This window comes from Microbacterium sp. zg-YB36 (genome assembly GCF_024623575.2).
Classification (GTDB): Bacteria; Actinomycetota; Actinomycetes; order Actinomycetales; family Microbacteriaceae; genus Microbacterium.
Genome location: NZ_JANJFD020000014.1, coordinates 24,161 through 46,132 on the forward strand (window position 1 = coordinate 24,161; position 21,972 = coordinate 46,132).

A 21,972-nucleotide genomic window follows, 5' to 3' on the forward strand; every position below is an offset into this window, starting at 1 on the left:
CGGGGGTCGGCAGGATTGGGGGTATGAACACCTCCCCGACTACCACCGCCCCGACGGCTCTGCTGTCGCATGAGCAGGTGATCTCGGGGCTGGAGGAGGTGCGGCGGCGTCGGGCGGAGGCGGATGCCGACGAGGTGTGGTTCCTGTCGCAGGCGGAGGCTGTTGCGCAGGCGCAGACCGCCCGCATCCCCACCAGTGACGGTCGGGAGCGGGAGATGCCGTTGCGGTCGATGGCCGCGGAAGTGGCCGCGGTGCTGCGCCGCTCGGACCACGGCATGCGCGACCGGATGCACGACGCGACCGTGCTGGTGGACGAGTTGCCTGCGACGTTCAGGGCGCTGCGGGAGGACCGCATCGACCGGGTCCATGTCCGGATCATCCAGGATGCCGGCGCCCGCATCACCGACCCCGACGCGCGTGCCCGGTTCGAGCAAGCCGCGCTGGTGGTGTGCGAGAACGACACTCCGGGACGGGCGAAGCCACTCGTGCTGATGCTGGCGCAGCGACTGAACCCGGTGCCGTTGGAAGAGCGGCACAAGGAGGCCGCGGCCGGGCGGCGGGTGTGGGTGCGGGACCTGGACGACGGGATGGCCGAACTGGCCGCGCTGCTGCCGGCGGAGTTGGTCTACGCGATGCGGGACCGGCTGAACCAGCACGCCCGCCAGATCGCGGACGCGCACCGCGCCGCAGTCAAAGCCGCAGCGGCGGCCGAAGCCGAAGCCGAAGCCGAAGCGATCGCCGCGGATGTGATCGCGACCGATACGCGCACCATGGACCAGATCCGCGCCGACGTGCTCACCGACCTGGTCCTCACCGGACACGCCACCGCACCCGCCGCCACCGGGGCGATCCCGGAGGGCACGGCGATCGTCGCCCAAGTCCAGGTCGTCATTCCCGCCAACACGCTCATCGGGATCGGCGACGAGCCGGCCGAGCTGGTCGGATACGGGCCCATCGGCCCCGACACCGCCCGACGGCTCGCCGCCACGGCGGAGATCTGGGAGCGGCTGTTCACCTCCCCGGTCAGTGGGGCGGTGGAGCAGGTGCTCACTTACCGGCCGAGCCGGGAGATGCGCAGACACCTCGACGCCCGCGATGAGCACTGCCGGTTCCTCGGGTGTCGAAGACCGGCCCGTCAGTGCGACCTCGACCACACCCATGACGCGGCGCTGGGTGGGCCGACCTGCCTCACGAACCTGGCCAACCTGTGCCCCGGGCGACATCATCCGGTCAAGCACGGCACCGCGTGGAGCGTGGTGCAGAAAGCCGACGGCATCCTGGAATGGACCAGCCCCACCGGCCGGGTCTACACCGACATCCCCCGCCGGGTGCTGGAATTCATGGCCCTGGCCGCCATCGAAGAACCCGCACCGTTCTGAACGGGGACTACAGCGTCTCGCGCCCGCGCAGCCGGTCGGTCTCGCGCCGTTCCCGCTTGGTGGGCCGGCCGGTGCCGCGGTCCCGCATCGGCACGAACGCGGTCTCCTCCCGCGGCGGCGGGGGAGGCGTACGGTCTTCGACCGCTGCGGCCGCGAGTGCCGCGCCGACCCGTTTGGTGATGGTCTGGCGCACCACGAGGATGCGGTCGAACCCGGCGACGCGTACCCGAAGCTCGTCGCCCGGTCGCACCGGCTGCGCGGCTTTCGCCCGCTCGCCGTTCACGCGCACGTGTCCGGCGCGGCATGCGGTGGTCGCGGCCGAGCGGGTCTTGTACACGCGTACCGCCCACAGCCAGGCATCCACGCGCGCGGAGCTCACGGCATCCGTCATCGACCGGCCTTCGCCCGCAGGTAGCGCACGACGCCGAGCGCGATGAGGCCCTGTCCGATCGTGTATGTGACCATGACCGCGACGCCGAGCCAGTCGGGAGGGTTCGGAGTGAAGCGGTCGAACGCGAGCATGGTGTCGGATGCCAGGAAGAACACGGCGCCCACCAGCACCGCCGGATTGCAGCGTGTCGCGGCGACGGCGGTGGCGCCCAGCAGCAAGCCGTAGATCGCCACTGCGATGGCCAGGCCGCCGAGCAGGGGCCACAACACGACCACAAGCACGACCCACCAGACGGCGTATACGGCCGACCACCAGGGCAGGCGCCGCTCGCCGACATACCGCCAGAAGAGCCAGACGTAGCAGGCGTGCGCCAGGCCGAAGCACAGCAGCATCATGGGCAGTTCGTCCTCGAAGAACGGGAAGAACGCCGCGGCGCCGTCGCCGAGCCACGAGAACGCGAGGGCCGCGATCAACAGCGTGGCCACGGCGCCCCAGCCCGTGCCGCGCAGTGCCCACATCGCGGCGAGGGCGAGCACCGGCATGAGGGCGAGCTTGCTGGGGTACGTCAGCGGCGAATCCACCGCGAGAAACGCGACATGCGCCAGAGCGATGACGGCGTAGGCGGCGAATCCCCACCACCACGACTGGGTGCGTGCCGGATTGGTCACGGTTGTGCCGGGGGCGAGGTGCACGGCGCTCCTTCGGGCGGACAGGCGGGTGGCTCTCATCGTACGGTCCCGCCGGGAGCGTGGTCAGTCGCCGAGCGGGCGCTGCACGATCGCGATGTGCGGTTTGGGGCGGGCGACTTCGTGGAAGCCGGCGTCCTCGAAGGTCGACAGGGAGCCGTGGTACAGGTCGTTCGTCGACGTCTTCTGCACCGAGACGTCGATGGGGTACCCCTCCACGACGCGGGCGCCTCCGTCGCGGGCGAACGTCACCGCGGCATCCAGCAGCGCAGCGCTGAGCCCCTGGCCGCGGAACTCCCGGCGCACCACGAAACAGCTGACCGCCCAGACCCCGGGGTCATCGAATGGATCGGGGGAGGCGGTGTAATTGCGCGTATGAGCCAGGCGCGGTTGGCGCGCGCGCGGTCCCACCCGCACCCATGCGGCGGGCGCGCCGTCGACGTAGGCGAGCAGGCCCGGCGGGGGACCGGCGGCGATTTCGGCGCGGAACATCTCGGTGCGCGTGTCGACCGTGGTGGCATCCCAGTCCTTGCTGCGCAGCAGCCACCACATGCACTGGCATCCAGCGCCGTCCCCACCATCCGAGAACGCGTGCTGGATGTCGTCGAAACGCTCGGGGGACGCCGTCTCAATGGTGATCTCGCCCATGTCGTGACCGTAGCGGCGGCGTGCGACACCGGCAAGTCAGGGTGTGCGCAGGCGGATGCCGCGGTGCGCCGCGCCCGGCACGGACCGGTTCGCGCGGGCCGCGGCGACCGGCTAGGATAGGGGAGTTGTCCGCTCGCGGACGGCAGAAGACCGGGATGTGGCGCAGCTTGGTAGCGCACTTGACTGGGGGTCAAGGGGTCGCAGGTTCAAATCCTGTCATCCCGACCGGTAAGTCCCGGGAACCTAAGGGTTCCCGGGACTTTTTCGTGGGTGAAACGTGATCACGTCATCGCAATGCCATCACTTTGACCCGTCTCACGCCGTGTCGCGGCGGGGTGCCTCGACTGGCTGGACTTCGCTCCGGCGGTAGAGCCGCGCTGACTGATTCGGTGCCCGTCGCGGTGGCGGTCATCGGGCATTTCTGCGGGCGGGCCTTCTGAGGCAACATCGCCTGAACCTCGGGCTAGCGGTGGCGGTTGGAGGTGTGGGCGGTTATGGGGCCGGTGGGGGAACTGGCTATCGATCTGGATATCGGTAGAGTCGCCGGATGGGAGCTCTGCGTGCCGCCATGGTCGGGCTCACCGTTGTTGTGCTTTCGGCCACGTTGTCCGGATGCTCGATCGACTCGGTGATCTGGGGGGCAGACGGTGCCCGAGTGATTCAGACGACCGAAGAGCTCGTCGACGATATGTCCACGGGCGAGGCCTCGGGCCTCATCTGCGACGAGTCCGTCGCGGACCTCGGCAAGGCGACGGATTGGGTCGGCCTGTCGGCTGGCGAGCCGGAACACTTCGTGGGCGACTATTGGGAGAAACAGGCAGTACTCGATCCCCAATGGAGCATCAATCTCGAGGGCCTTCCCGAGGGTTTGACACCCGGGTCCACGTACCCGGGTGACGTCTTTTACCGCGAGACGGACGAGGGACTGTGCGTGATCGACATCGCCTGGTCCACTCTCGTCGACGTCGGCTGACCGTTCCACACCGCTCCGCAGGATGCCCGCCTTAGGTGCCCGCTGACGGACCGGCTTGCGCTCCGTGTGGTGCAGCCCCGAAGACCGTCGACCGCCGCGGGGATAAACCAGCGCTCGAATGTCGCCGAGTCTGATGAGCGACTGTAGAGAATCCACGCATCGATCATCGCCGTGGCGTGTGGGCGCAAACGTGGAGGAGACTCGGTCGCATGGGATCTGCTCGTTATGAGTTCGAGGGAGTCCTCGGTGTGGACTCGCCGGACCCGATGGACGCACAGTGGGAACGCATCGCGCAGTGGCCGATCCCGGTGCTCGGGTTGGCTCCTCAGCCGACGATCGAGATGTTCGGCCCATCCTCGATCGGCAATGGATCGGACAGCGCCGGCTTGCGTAACGCGCAGGTCGGGTTGTCGTACATCGTGATCCGTAACCCTGCAGATCGGGCTGACCCTGCCAACCTGGCGGATCTCGACGAAGAGGTCACGCGCGTGCTGGACGAGGTCCCGCCTTGGCCGCTACCGAAATGGCTCATCGAACTGACCGAGCGGCAGCGTTACCCCATGCTCTGGGAGGCCGTGAAGACCAGCTGGTACCGCGACCCAGCGGAACGGCCCTCGATCGCCGAAGCGCTCGTCGATCACACCACCGAGGTGCTGAACACCAACTTCCGGCCAGAGCGTGGACTCGACGGCAGGGTCGGCAGCCTCCCCCCGGCACCCGACATCACCACCGCCGCCGTGCAACACGATGCCGTCCTCCGGATCGATGGAATCGACCGCCCCGCGGTCCTGATCGACACAGATCCGCATGTCTTCGCCGTCGGAACCGAACTCGACGGCTCTGCCCTAGTTACTGTCGTCCTAACCCGCGACGAACTCCCCTTCGTCCGAGTCGAACTGACAACTCACGCCAGCACCTAACCCGCGCGCTACGGGACCGGCAATCGGTCGCATAATTAGTTTCGAAGTCCCGCGCCTCTATCTGGTTGCGCCGCTGTGGACTTTATGCGGCTTGCTCGGGGCTGGCGGGTTCCGCGCCGTCTGGCCAGGCTGCCAGGCACACCTTGTTTCCCGACCGGTCGGCGAGGATCCATCCGCTGGGCGCCTCGACGGATTCAACCACCCGGCCCCCCGCGGCCACTGCCGCGGCGACGCGAGCCTCGATGTGCTCCTTGGCCAGCGAGACGTCGATGTGCATGGCGTGAGTGAGGGGCTTTGAAGGGTCCAACTCCTGCATCCATACCGTTGATCCCTGACCGAGCGGATCGATGCAGTTGTCCTCGTGCAACGGCGCGTATCCCAGCACCGCTCGCCAGAACGGCAGATCGATCGCGTCGGGCATTGCTGCGACAGCGACCTGCACCTCCTGTACCCGGGCCGTGTCGGCGACCGCACCGTGGTCGCGGGCGATGGTCGAGATCTTCCTAGCCACATCAAGGTGCGACCGTTCGGTTCCCCACATCTCGCGAGTCAGCTTTACCGTGAGACGGTCCGAGACCGCTGTCAGCAACGTGCGCGGGCCGAGCCCTGGGATCTCCGCCACGGCCGCCGCCAGCCGCGCAGCCTCCTGGAGCGAGCCCACCTTGAACACGGCGGTCGGGCCACCATGAAGAATCACCCAGTCATCGACGCCTTCGCCGGTGAGGAACGCACGCCACCCGTCTTCGCTCATGGCGATCACCCTACGCGCGCGGCGCCGCGCGCGGGAGCGCGCCCGCGGGCAGACCGCCCGTTCATCGACCCGCTAGTGGGCGAGAAGCCACGATCTGGGAGGCACGTTCGAGGGTCAGCGAAGATAGCGCCCGTCTGGATTTCCGGCAAAGACCTGCACGCGAGCGCACGAGGGATGCTTGGCGAGATCAGACGTTCACGGTGAAGCCGAGGTCGACGTCGCTAGCCGCGTGCCCGCCGCCGACGCCCCAGTTTTCGAGAGCGATCTCGTGAAGGATGGTCGACACATGATCGCGGGGAATGCCTAGCGGCTCCAAACCCTCGACGATCGCTCGATAGAGTCCCCGCTTGGCGGTCAGGCTTCGACCGGCGAAACAGTCGATCGAGATGATGGTCCGGTACTCCGGATGTGCGAGCTCTGGCGCGCACATGAATCGCTCTGGTTCATGGACGACAAGACGCACGTTGCGGTCCTCGGCCGGGATCTCGAACGCCCGAACGAGCGCTGCGTGGACGGCGTTCATGATGGCAAGCTCTTGGTCGGCTGCGTACTGACGGCGGACTTCGATGATGACGGCGGGCATCGCACCATTATCTCCACGCCGATCGGCCACGTGACCTGTGGCCCCGCACTCGTCGGCTCATTGTGGGTGACGCCCAAGAATCCGCCTCCCCCCTCCACCTCTACACAACCTCCACGCAACGCACGCAGGAGGACCGTCTGCGCCGAGAGCAACGCGAGGTGGCGATCGCCCGACCTCGGCAGGTACAACCCTGCGGCGGTCGTCTACCTGCGGCCATCCTTCGGTCACCCCCGATCCAATGGATCATCCCGTATGGCGAGCTGTTGCGACTGGACGGCGCGGACGCTCACCGCGGTGTACTGAATGGCAACATCGTTGCTCCCGGCTAAGAGAACGCTCGAGCGAGTAGCCAACCGCGGGAGGCGGCACGCGAGCGCCGCGCACAGCCCGTTGCCCATCAGCTCGTGGCTCGCAGTGACGACCTGAAAGGTCGTTCTACTCTTCCGGGATGCGATAGATCAGTTCACCGTGAAGTATCGAGATCCATCCGTCTTCGTCGGCCGCCCACTGTTTCCACGCGTCACTGATCTCGCGAAGCCCGTTGTGGTCGGCGAGTCCGGAATCCGTGAGCTGGCCCGTTATCGCAGAGTTGAGGATGCGATCTGACCACATGCCACCCCACCATTCGCGCTGCTCAGCCGATGCGTAGCACCAAGTGCTCGACGTAACGTCGACGTTAGTGAAGCCTGCCGAATGCGCCCAGGACAGCAAGCGCCGACCGGCATCCGGCTCTCCCCCATTGAGGCGAGCGACATCGCGATAAAGCCTCAGCCAGGAGTCGAGCGCGGGCAGCTCCGGCCACCAGCAGAACCCCGCATAGTCGCTATCTCGGACAGCGACGATCCCACCGGGCTTCGTAACCCGAGCCATCTCACGCAACGCCTGAACGGGATCAGCGACATGCTGGAGCACCTGATGTGCGTGGGTCACATCAAAGCTGGCGTCGTCGAATGGGAGTGCATGGATGTCGGCCGTTCGAAAGTCGATGTTGCTCACGCCCCGCTCCGCAGTTGTCGTCCGCGTCACCGCCAGCTCATCCGGTCCGATCTCAGTCGCGCTCACGGACTGGACGAGTTGAGCGAGGTCCGCCGTGATGGTCCCGGTGCCGGCACCCACGTCGAGGAGTCGATCGGTGGGCTTGAGCAGCGGCAAAAGATGGGCCGCGGAGTTCTCCGCGGTTCGGGAGCGGTGTGATCGCAACACGGACTCGTGATAGCCGTGGGTGTATTTCGCCATGAGATCTCCATTGAGGCCGGTGCAGGTTGTTCAGCTCAGCCTCGTTCGGTTGATGTGCCATGGGAAGACCGGGTCACTCCTAGGTGTGGCGCACCCCCTTTCCGCAAAGTCGACGCAGGGTCTGCGAGAGTTTCTGTATGACTCACGAACTCGGCGATTTCCTTCGAGCCCGGCGCGCTGACGCCGCCCTCGAGCCGCAGCCGTCGAGGACGACCCGACGACGAGTCATAGGTCTGCGGCGCGAGGAGGTGGCTGCTGCTTCGGGCGTAAGCATCGACTACTACATTCGCCTCGAACAAGGCCGCGAGAGCAACCCCAGCGATACCGTGTTGAATGCGCTTGCCCGAACACTCCGACTTACCGCCGACGCCACGGAGCACCTCTACCGTCTTCGAAATCGCGGCCCATCGGCGCTGATCGCCGAGCGGAGGGTCGATGTTGCGCTGAGAGATCGCATGACCGCGTTGGTCGAAGCCGTCAGTCCGCACCCCGCATATGTGCTCGATCGCTTGAGCTACATGGTCGCAGCAAACGCGGAAGGACTGACCCTCTACGACGGCTTCGCTGGCATACCACCAGCGCAGCGCAACACCTGCCGCTATCTCATGAACGATCCAAGAGCGCGAAGCACCTTCGTCGAATGGGAAGAGCTCGCCCACGGCGCCGTCGCACATCTGAGAGCCGCCAACGCGGATGATCTTCAAGACTCCGAGCTACAGGCGTTCGTTGGCGAACTGAGCGCGACAAACTCGCAGTTCAGAGCGTGGTGGAGCGGACACATCGTCGAGCGTCGGCGCACATCGATTAAGCACCTCCGAACCGACGGCGGCGACGTGGTCGCACTTCGCCATGAAGTCCTTTACCTCCCCGAGGACGGCCTCCGCATGACTCTGTGGCTCGATCCAGAACAGCGCTGACGGACCGGTCGCCTTCACCGATCTGGGCTCGAGATGGGCCGTCCCTGCGCCGGTCATCCTGCGGGCGTGGCACGCTGGAGCAATGAAGGGTCCCTCTCTCCGCGCGCGGCTGCTCACGGCGCTTTCGGGCGATCCGGACGGCATGCCCCGGTGGGTGCGTGAGCTCGCCGAGGGCGACGACGACGGATACTTTCCCGACGGGGGCGCGGTCTGGACGGTCCACGCCGGCACCGCGACCTTCGTCGCCGGCATCCGCGCGCTGCTCATCCAAGCCCTCCACCCCGGCGCGATGGCCGGCGTTCACGACTTCTCGCGCTACCGAGAGGATCCACTAGGCCGACTGACGGGCACCGTGCGGTGGATCATCTGCGTCACGTACGGCTCGACGGCGCAGGCGAAGCAGGAGACGGCGCGCGTCGGCCGGCTGCACGAACGCGTAGCGGGAACCTATGCGACGGATGCCGGGACTCACGCGTACTCGGCGTCGGACGCCCGTCTCGTGGAATGGGTGCACCTCGCCTTCGCAGAAGCGTTTCTGGGCGCGCACGAGCGGTGGGGCGGTCCGATCCCTGGAGGTGCCGACGGATACGTGCGTGAGTGGGCGACCGCTGGGCGTCTCATGCATGTGGAGAATCCGCCCGAAACGGAGGCCGACCTGAGGGGGAGGCTGCGGGGGTTCCTCGACCGTGCAGAGCTCCGCCGCGACGAGCGCGTCGACGAGGTCGTGCGGTTCTTGCGTGACGTGCCCTTCACCGGCTCGATGCGACTTGCCTATCGCGTGCTGTTCGCCGCCGCCGTCGCGAGCCTCCCGCGGCCGTACCGCAAACTGCTCGGGGTGCGTCGCACTGTCCTGCCCGTCATGACGGCGACTCGCATCGTGCTCGCGGTATCCCAGCGCGCGCTCGGCGCCGGCCCTCGCGCACAGGATGTCGCTCGAGAGCGGCATCGCCGCCTCGCGCACGAACAAGCCGGGGCCCATCCCGCGGCGTGAGGCTTCGCCTCCCCGGCCGTTGAATCGCCCCGGCTCCCCATCGAGGAACCACGCCACGCGGCTTCACAGCGTGCAGGGAGCGTCCGTTTGACGACTGGCTTTCGGTCGACTCCATCCGGTGCGATGGTCGGCGCATGGAGATCATGGAGTGGTGGCCAAAGCTGGACCCCGACACCAAAGCGTGGCTCATCGCCCACAACGGCGAAGCGTTGTCGCCGGAGGTGATGAGCAAGATCGCGTCGGCCGGCGGCTCGATGACCTCGAACGCGTGGTGGGTCGGTGAGTCAGGATCAGACGGCTTCTTTCTCTCCGACGAAGCAGTGGACTGGATCGAGGCCGCCGCGAAGGACGAACCCGACTGATTTGCGCGCGGCGGAGGACCGTCCAGCGCTCGGTGCCACTGGTCAACCCGGGACCGACCAGCCCTTCCGGGGCGCCAAGTTCCACGGCTAGCCTGAGCAACATGATTTCGAGCGACAGCGAACAGACCCACAGCGGCTCAGGGATCGATGCCGCCATCGAGCGCGCACTCGAAGGCGCGAACCTTCGCCCTGGGGGTGCCGCAACGACGACTGCCTTCGTGGCGGAGGATCACGACCCTTCCGCCGTCGAAGCAGGGGACGGTGTCGGCGCCGGCGACGGCGACTGACCACCACGACCGCTCCCTACAGGGAAGCTGCGGAACGGTTGCGGACCGGGTTTCGGTCGACTCCATCCGGTGCGATGGTGGCCGCATGGAGATCATCGAGTGGTGGCTGAAGCTGGACTCCGACGCCAAAGTGTGGCTCATCGCACACAACGGCGAAGCGGTGTCGCCGGAGGTGATGAGCAAGATCGCGGCGGCCGGCGGCTCCGTGACCTCGAGCGCGTGGTGGGTCGGCGAGTCAGGACCCGACGGCTTCTTTCTCTCGGACGAAGCAGTCGACTGGATCGAGGCCGCCGCCAATGACGAACCCGACTGATTTGCGCGCGGCGAAGGACCGGCAAGCGGTCGAGTGAGTAACGGGTTCAAGTCCAGCACCCCATTCCGTGTCGGCAAGCTCATCGTCCTACCGACCCCCGGCGAGCTTCGCATAACGATCGGGAACAAGGGTTTCTCGGGTCAGCGGGGCGTTCCTATGCTGAGGCGATGTCGGGAGCAACAAGGATTGGTGCCGCGCCTCGTCAGCGGTCGCGGATGGGAGGCGGGCAGATTTTAAGCGCTGCGGATGGCACGTCGTCGCACATCGCAATCCCGAGCCCCGTACGGTCGCGGAATGCCGTCATCGACACCGACCGCCGTTGAGCCCGGCATTTACCAGCACTTCAAGGGTTCCCGCTACGAGGTGATCGGCGCAGGGCGACATAGCGAGACCGGGGAGCACCTCGTCTTCTACCGCAAGCTCTACGACGATTACAGCTTCTGGGTGCGCCCGCTCGACATGTTCCTCGAGTCCGTCAGCCGCGACGGATACGAAGGCCCGCGGTTTATCCGAATCGCCTGACGACGCGACGGGATGCCCCGCCGCGGCCTTGGCGCCATCGTCCATCACGAGAGCACCTACGCACGAACACCGCTCATACCGGAACCTGCGACCGTTGAAGGACCGTCATGGGGGCCGCCGTGGTCCCGTGGCGGCGGACCGTGTCACGCTACATTGACAGGATGCCTTTCGCGTTGCTCTTCACGTTGACCCTTGCTCTGATGGCCGTGTTCCAGCTCGCGCTCGTGTTCGGTGCACCGTTGGGGCATTTCGCGTGGGGCGGGCAGCACCGCGTGCTTCCAGCCCGTAAGCGCATTGGGAGCGTCATCTCCATCCTGATCTACGGGATCATGGCGGTTGTGGCGTGGGACCGCGTGGGCGCGTTTAGCATCTTCCCGGACCAGTTCTCTCAGGTCGCGATGTGGGTGATCTTCGCCTACTCGACGCTCGGGATCCTGATGAACGCGATCTCCCGCAGCAAGCCGGAGCGCTACACGATGGTGCCGGTTGCGGTCGCGCTGTCGGTGCTGTCGTTTCTGATCGCGATGGGATACGGAGAGATGGCAATGGCGATCTGACCCGCACCTCGAAGATGGCCCACGCCCGGGTGCAGCGATCGGCACCTGGCTCAAGAGGCCCAAAGCCACGGCGCGGCCCCCGGAAACGGGCATTCACAACCTGAGCGCTGCTGAGCATCAGATCCGGGAAGACCCCGATCGAACGGCTCCGTCGCCGAGATCCTCCAGCTTGGCAGGATTAGCGCGCTCAGGGACCGGCTTCCGTTCGCCGGGGGCTCTCTGCTTGCCTCGTTGAGCCCGTAGCTCGGGCGCCCACGAGCCACTACTCGAGCCGGAGCGGCGCCGTCCTCGCACGGTAGCCTGAGCGCACTGCGCGGCGTGGGGCCAGCGCTCGAATCACACATAGGAGCTCATTTCATGGCCGAAACTGCCGCCATCCTTGCCTGGACACTGCAGAACGAGATCCCGACACCCGCCGACGTGAACGAACTGCTCGTCGAAGGTGAGACTGCCGTTGCGTCCTTCAAGACCTTCCGCGACTCGGCTACCTTCACAACCAAGCGGCTCATCGTCCGTGATGCGCAAGGCATCACTGGGAAGAAGATCGAGATCTACTCGCTGCCCTACAGCTCTATCCACATGTGGTCGACGGAGAACGCCGGCGGCATGCTGGACCGCGACGCTGAGGTGGAGTTGTGGACGAAAGCCGGCCACATCAAGGTGAAGCTCACCAAGGGCGCCGACATCCGACGAATCAACGGCCTCCTCGCCTGGGCAACGCTCCACAGCCACTGAATCAACCCAGAAATGCGCGCACATCGCATCGCCGTCTGGCGGGCCGAAACGCATGCACGCTGATCGACCGACCTCCGTTCGCCGGGGGCTCTCTGCCTGCCTCGTTGAGCCCGTACCGCGGTCGGCCACAAGCCACTACTCGAGCCGGAGCGGCGCCGTCCTCGCACGGTGTCGACGCGGACTGCCGCTCCCTATTGATACCCGTACCCTCTTCCTCAACCCGAACACCCTCGAGGCGGTTTACCCCGCCGTCGGCATCGCCCTCGTCGGGTGGGGCGTCGTGGCCATGGGCCGACGCCGCGGCGCGGTGCCGACCCAGCTCAGTCCCGGCCGAGTGGCGAGCGCCGCCCGCTGACGCACTGGTCGATCGTCCCGCCGAGTGCCACACTGCTGGCAGCGGCACCCTGGGCCGTCCATGACCCGCTCGCTGCGCTCGAGAATCCATGCCGCATTACGACGAGGTGGTCACGATGCTCTCGACGCGGAAACGACTCGGTGCGGCGGCGATCCTGGGCATCGCACTCACGGCTCTCGCGGTGCCGGCCCCGGCGATCGCGGCAGACCCCACCGTACTCCCGGCAGGTCTGGCCTGCGGTTTCGAGGTGAGCCTGCAAGCAACGACGGAGGCGAACACGGTGACCCGAGAATGGGTCGACAGAGACGGCAACTCCGTGGTCCTGCTGGCCGGCAAAGGTCCGACCTACGTGGTGACCAACACCGACACCGGCGCATCGGTGACACTTCCCGGCAGGGGGTTCACGCAGACCACGACGACCTACGCCGACGGCTCATCCAGCACGCGTGACACCGGCCACAACCTGGTCATCCTCTTTCCGACAGACGACCCGGCGGGTCCCTCGACGACCCTCTACATCGGCGTGGTCGAGCTCACCAACACGGCCGACGGCGTGACGACGCTGGGGCAGAACGTCGGCCGCAGCCGTGATATCTGCGCCGCGTTGAGCTGAACCGTCGCATCGGCGGGTCGGGGGCGGGAAGACCCGCCTCGGGAGGATGGGGGCACGACCAAGGTCGGGAACGCCGCGCGCGGAACTTCGGCGCGACACTCCCGAGCGCGGGCTGGCGGCGATGCAGAACAATCCCACCGCGAGACTCGGCCAAACTCTGAATCCCACGACTCAGGACCGTGAGATCGGTGTATGCCTGCCCGCCGGCAATCGCGAGGATGGGGGCGCGGTGCGGCTCCCGGCGTTCGTCGTGCACGACGCGGTCTGCTCCGGGCTGACCCCCGCGCGGGAATTCTCGTGCGCTATTGCGCGGTCCACTCCATGTCGGGATCGAGGGGGAAGATCGGGCGGCGCAGGTTCTGGAAGTCCAGGCGTGCCCAGGAGGCGGCCGCGAGGCCCGCGGCATCCACCTCGAAAATCTCGGTCGCGATGGGACCAAAGTCCGCACGGTAGTGCACCGACGACTTCACCACGATGATCTGCCGGCGCGTGGGTTCGATGCCGACGCTACGCAGCATCTGAAGGTCGTGCGGTGAGCGTTGCACGCTCGAACACACCACCTCGATACCGTCGTGACCCCCGATTTCCAGCACAGCGGTCAGCCCCATTCCGGTGCGTGACCCGGTGCTCATGGGGCCGTAGTTGGAGTACCAGCCGTCGGTGATGGTGCGCACGTACGCCTCGATCTCCAGTGGCGCACCGCCGCCGTCGTCGACCTTGCCGCCGATAGTGGTGGTGATGGTCGCGCCCACACCCGCGCGGACGGCTTCTGCAACCACCCCAGGGTCGTACATGGGCACCAGCACCGCAGAGTTCGCCCCGTGCGCGATCAGAGCGCGCAGGATTTCCGTATCGTCTCCACTCGCCCCAGCGCCGGTGTTGTCGGCGACATCCGCGAGGATGATCGGGCCGGGGCTGCTGCTGGCCGCGCGAATGGCGTCATCGACGCTGGTCAGGCGCGGCTGGAACTCGGTGCGTCGCGCCCATGCGAACTCGCTCAGCTCGTTCGCGTACTGGGTGGCAAGCTCGGGCAGGCCGTCTGTCACCACGTACGCGGCCATTCCTACATCCGGAATGTCGGCGTACGGAAAGCCGCCGGTGATCGTAGCCGTGAGCACCCCGGGGCGCGCTTCGATCTCATGGCACAGGGCCAGCCAGTCTGCCATCGGGCCAGACGCGGTGTTTTGCACCGTCATGTGGGCAAGGATCGGTAGCTTTCGGAGCGCGGATGTAGGCGAGATCTCGCCGCGCACGGTACGGGCCACCAGCGTGAGAAGTTCGATGGCGCGGTCATACTGATCCACGTGCGGGTACGTGTCGTAGCCGATCAGGATGTCGGCGAGCTCGGCCATGCGTGGCGAGATGTTCGCGTGCAGGTCCAGTTCGACGCCGATCGGCACATCGGGGCCGACGACCTCGCGCACGCGGGCAAGGTACTCACCTTCGCCATCCTCGATCCCCGCAACCACCATCGCTCCGTGCAGACCGAGCACGATGCCATCCACCCCGTCGGTGCGCAGAGCTTCTCGCAGGTCCTCCAGGGTCAGCGCCATCTGACGCTCGAACTCCTCGCGCACGACCGGACCCGAGGGCTGGGCGAAAGAGCTCACCGTGGAGGTCAATGTGACGTGGTTGGTTTCTGCGGCGGTGAGGAATCCGCCGTACACGGTCCGGGTTCCCCGGAAGCGCTCGAGGATCTCGGCGCCTCTTCCGTAGCGGGTGAGGCGAAATCGGTGTTCATCGGCAGGCACCTTGGAGAACGAATTCGTCTCGTGGTTGATGCCTCCGGTAAAGAAGCGCAGCGTCATTGATAGTCCCGTGGTCTGGGGCGCACGGCGGGCGCGCCCGATGTTTCCATTCAGGTGTCGAGGCGGGAGGTAATCAACATTAAGTTTGCTCTGCCCACGTTTTCCGCCCCGCTTTTCGGGCCCCGCGCGTCAAGACTTACTATTGCTTAATTAGGGCGAGGCGATTTAGCGTCAAACCACGGCAAGGGAAGCGACGAGACTGCAGTGGTCAGCCCCGGCTCGCACGCCCGAGCGCAGTCACACAGTGATGTGGGAATGCCCGCTGGAGCAAGGCACCGCTGACGCTCGCCGCAGCACCCCCTGTCCTCTGCGATGTCACACATGCTCGACGGCTCTGCGGAGCCGCACCAGGAAGGAAGTCCCATGCAGTTGAGTCAAGGATCAGCAATCGTCGTCGGCGGTGCGGGCGGGTTCGGATCGGCAACGGTTCGCCGACTCATCAACGCCGGCGGATACGTGGTGGTGGCCGACTTCGACGAGGAGCGCGGGACTGAACTCGCAGAGGAACTGGGCGAGCGCGCGATCTTTGTGAAGACCGACGTCACCAGTGACGAATCCATTGACAACCTCGTCGCTCGTGCTGTCGAACTGGCCCCGCTTCGCGCGGCCGTGATCGTGCACGGCGGTAAGCCCGCTGCGCATCGCTTGGTGAACCGGGACGGGGAAACGTATCCCGTGAGCACCTTCTCTCGGACGTTGGACGTGTTCCTTACGGGCACCTTCCGTGTGCTTTCCAAAGCGGCGCAGGCGATGGCTAAGAACGAGCCCCTCGAGTCGGGTCAGCGAGGCGTCATCATCACGACGGCGAGTATCGCCGCTTACGAGGGACGCACCGGGCAGACCGACTACTCCGCAGCAAAGGGCGGAATCATCGGGATGAACCTCACCGCTGCACGCGATCTGGCACCGGTGGGGGTGCGTGTGATGTGCATTTCTCCGGGTGTCGTCAAGACGCCGCTGTGGCGCAACTCCACCGAGGAGCAGATGATGCAGCGTTTCCCGATCCCCAACCCGAAGCGCCCCGGCTACCCCGACGAGTACGCGGCGCTCGCCGAGCACATCATCGCCAACGACTACCTGAACGGCGAAGTGATCCGCCTGGACGCGGCGCTTCGCATGTAAACAGGCGCAAGAAGTTTTCATCCGCCCTCTCCGATGGTTGTGTCGGGGAGAGCGGATGGTTTTTTCTGCCCATTCGCACGGGAAAGACGAGGAATACCATGACGAGCACTCACGGCCCTCTGCACGGCGTCCGCGTTATTGAACTGGCGGGTATTGGCCCGGGCCCGCACGCGGCCATGCTGCTCGCCGACATGGGGGCGGACGTGGTGCGTATCGATCGCCCCGGTCGCCCGTACGCCAGCGACACCGCTCCGCTCTTGCGCGGCAGGCGGCGCATACTGCTGGACGTTCGCCAGCCCGGGGGGCGCGCGGAACTGATGGAATTGATTGAGCACGCGGATGTGCTGATCGAGGGGTATCGCCCCGGCGTCACCGAGCGTTTGGGCATCGGCCCTGACCACTGCCTCGCGCGAAACCCGCGTCTCGTCTACGGACGCGTGACGGGGTGGGGGCAGGACGGCCCCCTGGCGCACACGGCCGGGCACGATATCAACTTCATCTCTGTCACCGGTGTTCTTCACGCCGTGGGCCGGGGTGGGGGAGAGCGTCCGGTACCGCCGCTGAGTATCGTCGGTGACTTCGGCGGAGGCTCGATGCTGCTCGTCGTAGGCGTGCTATCGGCGCTTTTCCATGCCCAGCGCTCCGGTGAGGGCCAGGTCATTGACGCCGCCATGGTGGATGGCGCGAGCCTGCTCGTGCAGATGATGTGGGGCCAGCTCGCCACGGGGGCCTGGGTCGACAAGGCCGGCAGCAACCTCCTCGACGGTGGGGCACCGTTCTACGACACCTACACCTGCGCCGACGGCCGCTTTGTCGCCGTCGGGGCGATCGAAGCGCCGTTCTACGCGGCTCTCCTGCGCGGTCTCGGTGTGGACCGCGGCGACCTTCCAGAGCAGATGGACCGCGAGCGCTGGCCCGAGTTGCGCGCTCGCTTCGCCGAAATCTTCGTCACTAAGACGCGCGACGAATGGTGCGCTGTTTTCGATGGCACGGACGCCTGCGTGACGCCCGTGCTCGCGTTTGGTGAGGTGGTGGAGCACCCGCACGTCGCCGCGCGAGGCACGGTCACCACGGAGACCGGGATCCCCCAAGCAGCTCCCGCGCCACGCTTCTCGCGCACGGAACTGACCTTGCCGTCCGCCTCGACCCTGCTGGAGGAGGAAGGCGTGCGCACGATCCTGTCCGAATGGGCGCGCTAACCGGAGCCGCACCGAAAACATGAGAAGAAAGGCGGCGGGTGCGATACCGCGCTCGCCTCCTTCCTTATTGGCTGTTAGAACACCCCGCGTGCGGTCAGCTCCTCGATCTGCTCGGCGGTCATGCTCAGCAGGTCCCGGTACACGTAGTCGTTATCCTCGCCGTAGTTCGGACCATGGCGGTCGACGATGCCGCCCTGGTAGCCGGGCGTCTCGCTGAACTTCGTCGGCGGGGTCTTGGCCGGCCAGCGACCGATCTCGCTTTGGTTGAACTCGGCAAGCCACCCCAGGTGAGCCAACTGCGGATCCCACTCACACCGGTCCTGAGCGGTCTGGCAAATCCCCGCGGGAACAGCGGCGGCCTGCAAAGCCTGCATGAGCTCGACGCCGTCCCACGGAGCGGTTGACTCTGCCACGAGGGCATCCAATTCGTCTTGGTGTTCCGCGCGCTTTGCCAGCGTTGCAAAGCGCGCATCCTTGCGCCACAGCGGACGCTCAAGCACCTCGGTGAGCGCGTGCCACTCGGCTTCGGTGAAGGCGCTGAGCGCGATCCACCGATCCGCCCCGGCCACCCGGTAGGCCCCGTGAGGCGCGGCGAGCTTGAACGGCGAACGGTTACCGATGCGCTGCCACGAGCGCCCGTTGGCAGAGTAATCCAGTACTGCGGTACCGGTGGCGTAGATGCCCGACTCCACCTGGGACGACTCGATCCAGCACCCCTCACCCGTTGCGCGCTGGCGGAAGAGCCCGGCCACCATCGCGAGTGCGGCCTGATACGCGCCGAACCAGTCCAGGTACGAGTAGCCGATGCCTGCGGGCGGCTGCGGGTCGGGCAGGCCCGACATGTCGCTGATGCCTGACAGCGCTTGCGCGGTGGGGCCGAAGCTGCGCACGCGCCCGTAGGTGCCCTCACCCATGCCCGACTGCTGCACGTACACGAGGGCCGGGTTGAGCTCCTTCAGCACGTCGTAGCCGAGCCCCATGCGCTCGAGCGTGCCCGGCGAGTAGCCCTCAATGAGCACGTCCGAATCAGCGACGAGCTGCTTGAGGATCGCGATCCCCTCTGCAGTCTTCAAATTGAGGCTGATGGCGCGCTTACCGGTGTTATTTTCCATGAACGCCCCACCACGGTTCAGGCTCTCGGTGGGGATGGGCTCGATGGGCCTGGTGGCAGCATCGCGCTCGGCGCGAAGGCCGAGGGGCGCGAGCGCCCCGGCAGGACGCATCATGTCGATCTTCGACGAGTGCTCCACCTTGACGACCTCTGCGCCCAGGGCAGACAGGAACCGCCCGGCACCCGCGCTGGCGAGCAGCCAGCCGAGGTCGAGGACTCGCACGCCACCCAGCGCCCACGGGGTGCCCATCGGGCTCCGCTCGGTTCCCTCAATCGCCCGCGGCGGGGCGCCCACCCAGGTGGGACGCGGCCGGCGAGCCTCGGGGTTCGTGAGGATTTCCTCTGTGTGCTCACCGAGGCGCGGGGCGCGCGGGCCGGTGCGCCAGGGGAGTCCCGGGGCACGCCACTTGGCGCCGATCTCGGTGAAGGTCGCATCGAACTCAGGATGCTCCACCTCGAAGAAGGTGTCGCGCTGGGCCCAGTGAGGGTCGCCGACATTCTCTTCAGGGCGGCGGATCGGTGCCCACGTGAGGCCTGAGCGCTGGGCATCAAGCCACAGGTCCTCGTCGAAGTCGAGCGACCCCACGAGCTCCGCGATGGCTTTGTCGGCCCGTCGGGCCCCCTCTGCCTGCCGAATGTACGCCGGATCATCGAAGTCGGTGCTGTTGAGCTCAGTATCGATGCCGCGCGAGGCGAAGAGGTTGCGCAGCCCAATGACGGGAGAGGTCGAACCGGGCAGGTAGGTGCTGTAGGGCAGAATCCAGCGATCATCCTTGGTCTGGGCGAGCCGCGGCGTGGCGGGAAGGCGTGCCCCGGCGGCGCCCGCAGCCGTCGGGAACGAGTGCCGGCAGGTGAGGCGATTGTGACTTGCCCGGCGGTAGATCCAGTTGGGTACGTCCATCTCGGTGTTCTTCGAGACGGCCTCGTGCACGGCGGTGCTGAGCAGTTGCCCCCGCGAAGAGTGCAGGCGGTAGTAGAGGGCAGCCACAATCCCGATCGCGGCATTCTCGCCGGTCACGTGATAGGCCTGCCACATCTGCGGAGCTATGGGGGCGGTGTCGTACGTGCCATCGGGGAGCGGGTCGTATCCGCAGTTCATCATGACGCCGCCGAGGGCGAGGTGCACGATATCACTGCCTTTAAAGTCGGACCACGGGCCGTCGTCACCGAACGGGCTGACCCGCGCATAGACGAGTTCCGGGTTGGCCACCCGGAGTTGGTCAAAACCGAGCCCTCGCGCGTCCATGTCGCCGCGGGCGCGGGTGTCGATGATGACATCGCTCGAGCGGGCCAATCGCTCGTAGGAGCGTCGGCCTTCCTCGCTGTCGAGGTCGATGACGACGCTGCGCTTACCGAAGTTATAGTGCCAGAAGTACAGGCTACGCTCAGGGTCGACGACGTCCTCGTAGAACGGGCCGTAGTTGCGAGTTCGCTCGCCACCGGGCGGCTCAACCTTGATGACGTCGGCGCCAAGACCTGCAAGGACCTTGCCGCAGTACTCGCCGACTTCGTCGGCCAGTTCGAGAACACGAATGCCCGTAAGGAAACTGCCTTCGCTGAAGGACGCCGTCATGATTTTCTCCATTCCAGGCGGTGACTTCGTTGTCGGCGGTGTCTGCGCGCCAGCGGCTGCGCAGTCATCCGGCCGGGAGTCTTGTGAACGACACCAGCAAAACTAGAGCGGGGATCACGGCGTAAGCAATCATAAGTTCCGGGGTGCGCCTGGGTTTGGGGTGCCACAAGATGAACATCTCTCGGCGGGCGGGATTTCTTACTTTTGCTTAATTTCTGGCCGCCCGATAGGGTCATTCCGTTCAACGTATGAGCGAGGTGGCGGTGTGGGCACTTCATCTGACAGTCCGCAGGTTCGGCGTGTCACGGCGGCAGAAATTGCGCGCCGGGCAGGGGTGACCGCGGCGACGGTTTCTTACGTGATGAATGGGCGCCCGGGCGTTTCAGACGCCACGCGCTACAAGATTCTTAATCTTGCCGAGGAACTCGGGTACATCCCCAGTGCCCTCAGTGTGCGGCTACGTTCCAGGCATACCCGGGTGATCGGAGCGGTGCTCAACGACATCGCCAAGTCGCCGTTCCACGACACCGAGATTGCCGGCGGGGTGATCGATGCGGCCCGCACGATGGGCTACGAGGTGTTCATCGCGAACACCGGCCGCGACCACAGTCGCCTGAAAGTCGTGCTGCAAGCGATGGCCGATCGGGGCGTCGACGGGATCCTGACGACCATTCTCGAGGAGGGTGATGCCGACCTCATTCGGTCGCTGCGTAAGGCGCATCTGCCCTACGTGCAGATCACGCGCCGCCTGCCTCTGGTGGAGGCGGACTTCGTGGGGACCGATAGCGAGACCGCGGCGACCGACCTGATGGATCACCTCATCGGGGTGCACGGTTACCGCGATTTAGTCCTGATGGGCGGGCCACAGCGGTCGAGCGCGTCTAAAGAGCGTGAAGCAGGTAACCAGCGCGCTGCGGAAACCCATGGGGTGAAGATTGCACCTACCGATCGGTTGAGCTGCGAGCTCAGCGAGGCGGACAGCTATCGCGCCACCATGGAGATGCTCAAGCGGCGGCGGATCCCGCGGGCGATCATCTGCGGCGCCGATGTGATCGCCTGGGGTGCTCTCGCGGCACTGCGAGACAGGGGCCTCCGTGTCCCCGCGGATGTCGCGGTGACCGGGTTCGGTGGGCGAGAATTCCTCGTCAGTGACGCGTCGCGGTTGACCACTCTTCAGGTCCCGAGGCAGAGCATCGCCGTGCAGGCGGTGAGCTTATTGATTAATCGAATCAGTGGCAACGGCGGGGCCTATCGCACTGTGCTCCTGCCCAGCCCGCTCAAACTCGGGAACACCTGCGGCTGCTAACGAGGGCCATTATGGTGCTCCGTATTTGCGTGGTCACCAGCCAAAACCGAGGGGTCGGTCCGAGGTGACCCGCGGGCGTTCCCCTAACGAGAGGCGTTGATTCGCCCCCGCCCGGACACCTGTTAGTTCGTCGGAGATGACCGAATCGCTTACTGTTGCTTAAGAATCGGTGCCCTTCTTAGGCTCCGATAGGCGGATAAGAGTTTCCGCAGGCTAACGATGGCTGTCGGCTCGTGGTTCGCCTCGAATCTGGTTCATCGCGGAAGCGGGATGTGTGCCTGGCCGTCGACAGAAATTCGACAGCACAGCACATGAATCGCGGTTATTGAAGGGATGATGCGATGAAGCATCTTGGTCGTGGTGGGCGTTCGCGTTTGTTTGCGGGTGTGAAGTTTGCGGGTGTGAGTGTCGTGGTTGCGGCGTTGCTCGCGGGTTGTGCGGGGGGTGGGCCGGCGGAGCCGGCTGCTTCGACGCCGGAGGGCCCGCAGGAGTTGCGTGTTGCGTTGTCGGCGTTGCCGACGTTGAACGTGATGGGCGCGACGGGCGCGGCTTATGGGTCGACGATCACGGTCGCGACGCAGTTGTTTGACACGCTGGTTGTCGAGACGGCGGATGGCGAGTATGCGCCGAGCCT

23 protein-coding genes, 1 tRNA gene and 1 pseudogene are annotated in these 21,972 nt (G+C 66.2%); 17 read left to right on the plus strand and 8 right to left on the minus strand.

The genetic code is table 11. The features are described from left to right. Window positions 1-23 precede the first annotated feature (23 nt). Window positions 24-1,379 (plus strand): HNH endonuclease signature motif containing protein, encoded by a 1,356-nt coding sequence (locus NQ151_RS16135; RefSeq protein ID WP_257528708.1) that lies wholly within the window; start codon window positions 24-26, stop codon window positions 1,377-1,379. A 7-nt stretch (window positions 1,380-1,386) separates the two neighbouring features. On the opposite strand, the gene NQ151_RS16140 is transcribed toward NQ151_RS16135, so the two are convergent. The 3 genes from NQ151_RS16140 to NQ151_RS16150 are packed head-to-tail and all read right to left on the minus strand — an operon-like array spanning window position 1,387 to window position 3,104. Next, window positions 1,387-1,770: an RNA-binding S4 domain-containing protein gene (locus tag NQ151_RS16140; RefSeq protein ID WP_257510238.1), complete on the minus strand. Its 384-nt coding sequence runs from the start codon at window positions 1,768-1,770 to the stop codon at window positions 1,387-1,389. Then, the gene (locus tag NQ151_RS16145) at window positions 1,767-2,498 is read right to left on the minus strand and encodes a lysoplasmalogenase (RefSeq protein ID WP_257528709.1); all 732 of its coding nucleotides are present in this window, start codon (window positions 2,496-2,498) and stop codon (window positions 1,767-1,769) included. The genes NQ151_RS16140 and NQ151_RS16145 overlap by 4 nt, the downstream gene beginning before the upstream one ends. Window positions 2,499-2,522: 24 nt before the next feature. Continuing rightward, a complete protein-coding gene (locus NQ151_RS16150) occupies window positions 2,523-3,104 on the minus strand; it encodes a GNAT family N-acetyltransferase (RefSeq protein WP_257528710.1) in 582 nt (193 codons plus the stop codon). A 151-nt stretch (window positions 3,105-3,255) separates the two neighbouring features. On the opposite strand from NQ151_RS16150, the gene NQ151_RS16155 reads away from it, so the two are divergent. The 3 genes from NQ151_RS16155 (at window position 3,256) to NQ151_RS16165 (ending at window position 4,997) form a co-directional block, all read left to right on the plus strand. Next, a tRNA-Pro gene (locus NQ151_RS16155) sits at window positions 3,256-3,329 on the plus strand. 322 nt (window positions 3,330-3,651) lie between these two features. Then, a complete protein-coding gene (locus NQ151_RS16160) occupies window positions 3,652-4,077 on the plus strand; it encodes a hypothetical protein (protein WP_257528711.1) in 426 nt (141 codons plus the stop codon). A 209-nt stretch (window positions 4,078-4,286) separates the two neighbouring features. Further along, window positions 4,287-4,997, plus strand: coding sequence for a protein kinase family protein (locus NQ151_RS16165; protein ID WP_257528712.1), 711 nt, complete (start codon window positions 4,287-4,289; stop codon window positions 4,995-4,997). A gap of 82 nt (window positions 4,998-5,079) precedes the next feature. Here the strand turns inward: NQ151_RS16165 and NQ151_RS16170 are convergent, their stop codons facing one another. From NQ151_RS16170 to NQ151_RS16180, 3 genes are all read right to left on the minus strand, one after another. Then, the gene (locus NQ151_RS16170; RefSeq protein WP_257496085.1) at window positions 5,080-5,748 is read right to left on the minus strand and encodes a VOC family protein; all 669 of its coding nucleotides are present in this window, start codon (window positions 5,746-5,748) and stop codon (window positions 5,080-5,082) included. Between the two features lie 187 nt (window positions 5,749-5,935). Then, window positions 5,936-6,331: a tautomerase family protein gene (locus NQ151_RS16175; protein WP_257528713.1), complete on the minus strand. Its 396-nt coding sequence runs from the start codon at window positions 6,329-6,331 to the stop codon at window positions 5,936-5,938. Window positions 6,332-6,766: 435 nt separating this feature from the next. Further along, on the minus strand, window positions 6,767-7,567 hold the full coding sequence (locus tag NQ151_RS16180; protein ID WP_257528714.1) for a class I SAM-dependent methyltransferase: 801 nt from the start codon (window positions 7,565-7,567) through the stop codon (window positions 6,767-6,769). Window positions 7,568-7,704: 137 nt separating this feature from the next. On the opposite strand from NQ151_RS16180, the gene NQ151_RS16185 reads away from it, so the two are divergent. From NQ151_RS16185 to NQ151_RS16225, 9 genes are all read left to right on the plus strand, one after another. After that, complete coding sequence (locus NQ151_RS16185; RefSeq protein WP_257528715.1) at window positions 7,705-8,484, plus strand: helix-turn-helix transcriptional regulator; 780 nt, start codon at window positions 7,705-7,707, stop codon at window positions 8,482-8,484. Between the two features lie 82 nt (window positions 8,485-8,566). Beyond that, window positions 8,567-9,475, plus strand: a complete 909-nt coding sequence (locus NQ151_RS16190; RefSeq protein ID WP_257528716.1) for an oxygenase MpaB family protein — start codon at window positions 8,567-8,569, stop codon at window positions 9,473-9,475. 134 nt (window positions 9,476-9,609) lie between these two features. Continuing rightward, complete coding sequence (locus NQ151_RS16195; protein ID WP_257528717.1) at window positions 9,610-9,837, plus strand: hypothetical protein; 228 nt, start codon at window positions 9,610-9,612, stop codon at window positions 9,835-9,837. A 101-nt stretch (window positions 9,838-9,938) separates the two neighbouring features. Next, window positions 9,939-10,124, plus strand: a complete 186-nt coding sequence (locus NQ151_RS16200; protein WP_257528718.1) for a hypothetical protein — start codon at window positions 9,939-9,941, stop codon at window positions 10,122-10,124. Between the two features lie 85 nt (window positions 10,125-10,209). Continuing rightward, complete coding sequence (locus NQ151_RS16205) at window positions 10,210-10,437, plus strand: hypothetical protein (protein ID WP_257528719.1); 228 nt, start codon at window positions 10,210-10,212, stop codon at window positions 10,435-10,437. Window positions 10,438-10,731: 294 nt separating this feature from the next. Beyond that, the gene (locus tag NQ151_RS16210) at window positions 10,732-10,959 is read left to right on the plus strand and encodes a DUF1653 domain-containing protein (protein WP_257528720.1); all 228 of its coding nucleotides are present in this window, start codon (window positions 10,732-10,734) and stop codon (window positions 10,957-10,959) included. Between the two features lie 161 nt (window positions 10,960-11,120). Beyond that, the gene (locus NQ151_RS16215) at window positions 11,121-11,516 is read left to right on the plus strand and encodes a hypothetical protein (RefSeq protein WP_257528721.1); all 396 of its coding nucleotides are present in this window, start codon (window positions 11,121-11,123) and stop codon (window positions 11,514-11,516) included. Window positions 11,517-11,873: 357 nt separating this feature from the next. After that, window positions 11,874-12,251, plus strand: a complete 378-nt coding sequence (locus NQ151_RS16220) for a PH domain-containing protein (RefSeq protein ID WP_257528722.1) — start codon at window positions 11,874-11,876, stop codon at window positions 12,249-12,251. 443 nt (window positions 12,252-12,694) lie between these two features. Next, entirely contained in the window at window positions 12,695-13,219 is a 525-nt protein-coding gene (locus tag NQ151_RS16225; protein ID WP_257528723.1) for a hypothetical protein, read from the plus strand. 302 nt (window positions 13,220-13,521) lie between these two features. Here NQ151_RS16225 and NQ151_RS16230 read toward each other — a convergent pair whose 3' ends face one another. Next, the gene (locus NQ151_RS16230; RefSeq protein ID WP_257528724.1) at window positions 13,522-15,027 is read right to left on the minus strand and encodes a M81 family metallopeptidase; all 1,506 of its coding nucleotides are present in this window, start codon (window positions 15,025-15,027) and stop codon (window positions 13,522-13,524) included. Between the two features lie 363 nt (window positions 15,028-15,390). Between NQ151_RS16230 and NQ151_RS16235 the strand changes: the two genes are divergently transcribed. Next, window positions 15,391-16,149 carry an SDR family NAD(P)-dependent oxidoreductase gene (locus tag NQ151_RS16235; RefSeq protein WP_257528725.1) on the plus strand — a complete coding sequence of 253 codons (759 nt, stop codon included), beginning with the start codon at window positions 15,391-15,393 and terminating at the stop codon, window positions 16,147-16,149. Between the two features lie 98 nt (window positions 16,150-16,247). Further along, entirely contained in the window at window positions 16,248-17,348 is a 1,101-nt protein-coding gene (locus tag NQ151_RS16240) for a CaiB/BaiF CoA transferase family protein (RefSeq protein ID WP_257528726.1), read from the plus strand. A 74-nt stretch (window positions 17,349-17,422) separates the two neighbouring features. On the opposite strand, the gene NQ151_RS16245 is transcribed toward NQ151_RS16240, so the two are convergent. Beyond that, complete coding sequence (locus NQ151_RS16245) at window positions 17,423-20,032, minus strand: CaiB/BaiF CoA transferase family protein (protein WP_257528727.1); 2,610 nt, start codon at window positions 20,030-20,032, stop codon at window positions 17,423-17,425. 265 nt (window positions 20,033-20,297) lie between these two features. Between NQ151_RS16245 and NQ151_RS16250 the strand changes: the two genes are divergently transcribed. Both NQ151_RS16250 and NQ151_RS16255 read left to right on the plus strand, forming a co-directional pair. Next, complete coding sequence (locus NQ151_RS16250; protein WP_257528728.1) at window positions 20,298-21,338, plus strand: LacI family DNA-binding transcriptional regulator; 1,041 nt, start codon at window positions 20,298-20,300, stop codon at window positions 21,336-21,338. A 341-nt stretch (window positions 21,339-21,679) separates the two neighbouring features. Next, window positions 21,680-21,972, plus strand: a pseudogene (locus tag NQ151_RS16255) (hypothetical protein); the annotation flags it as partial.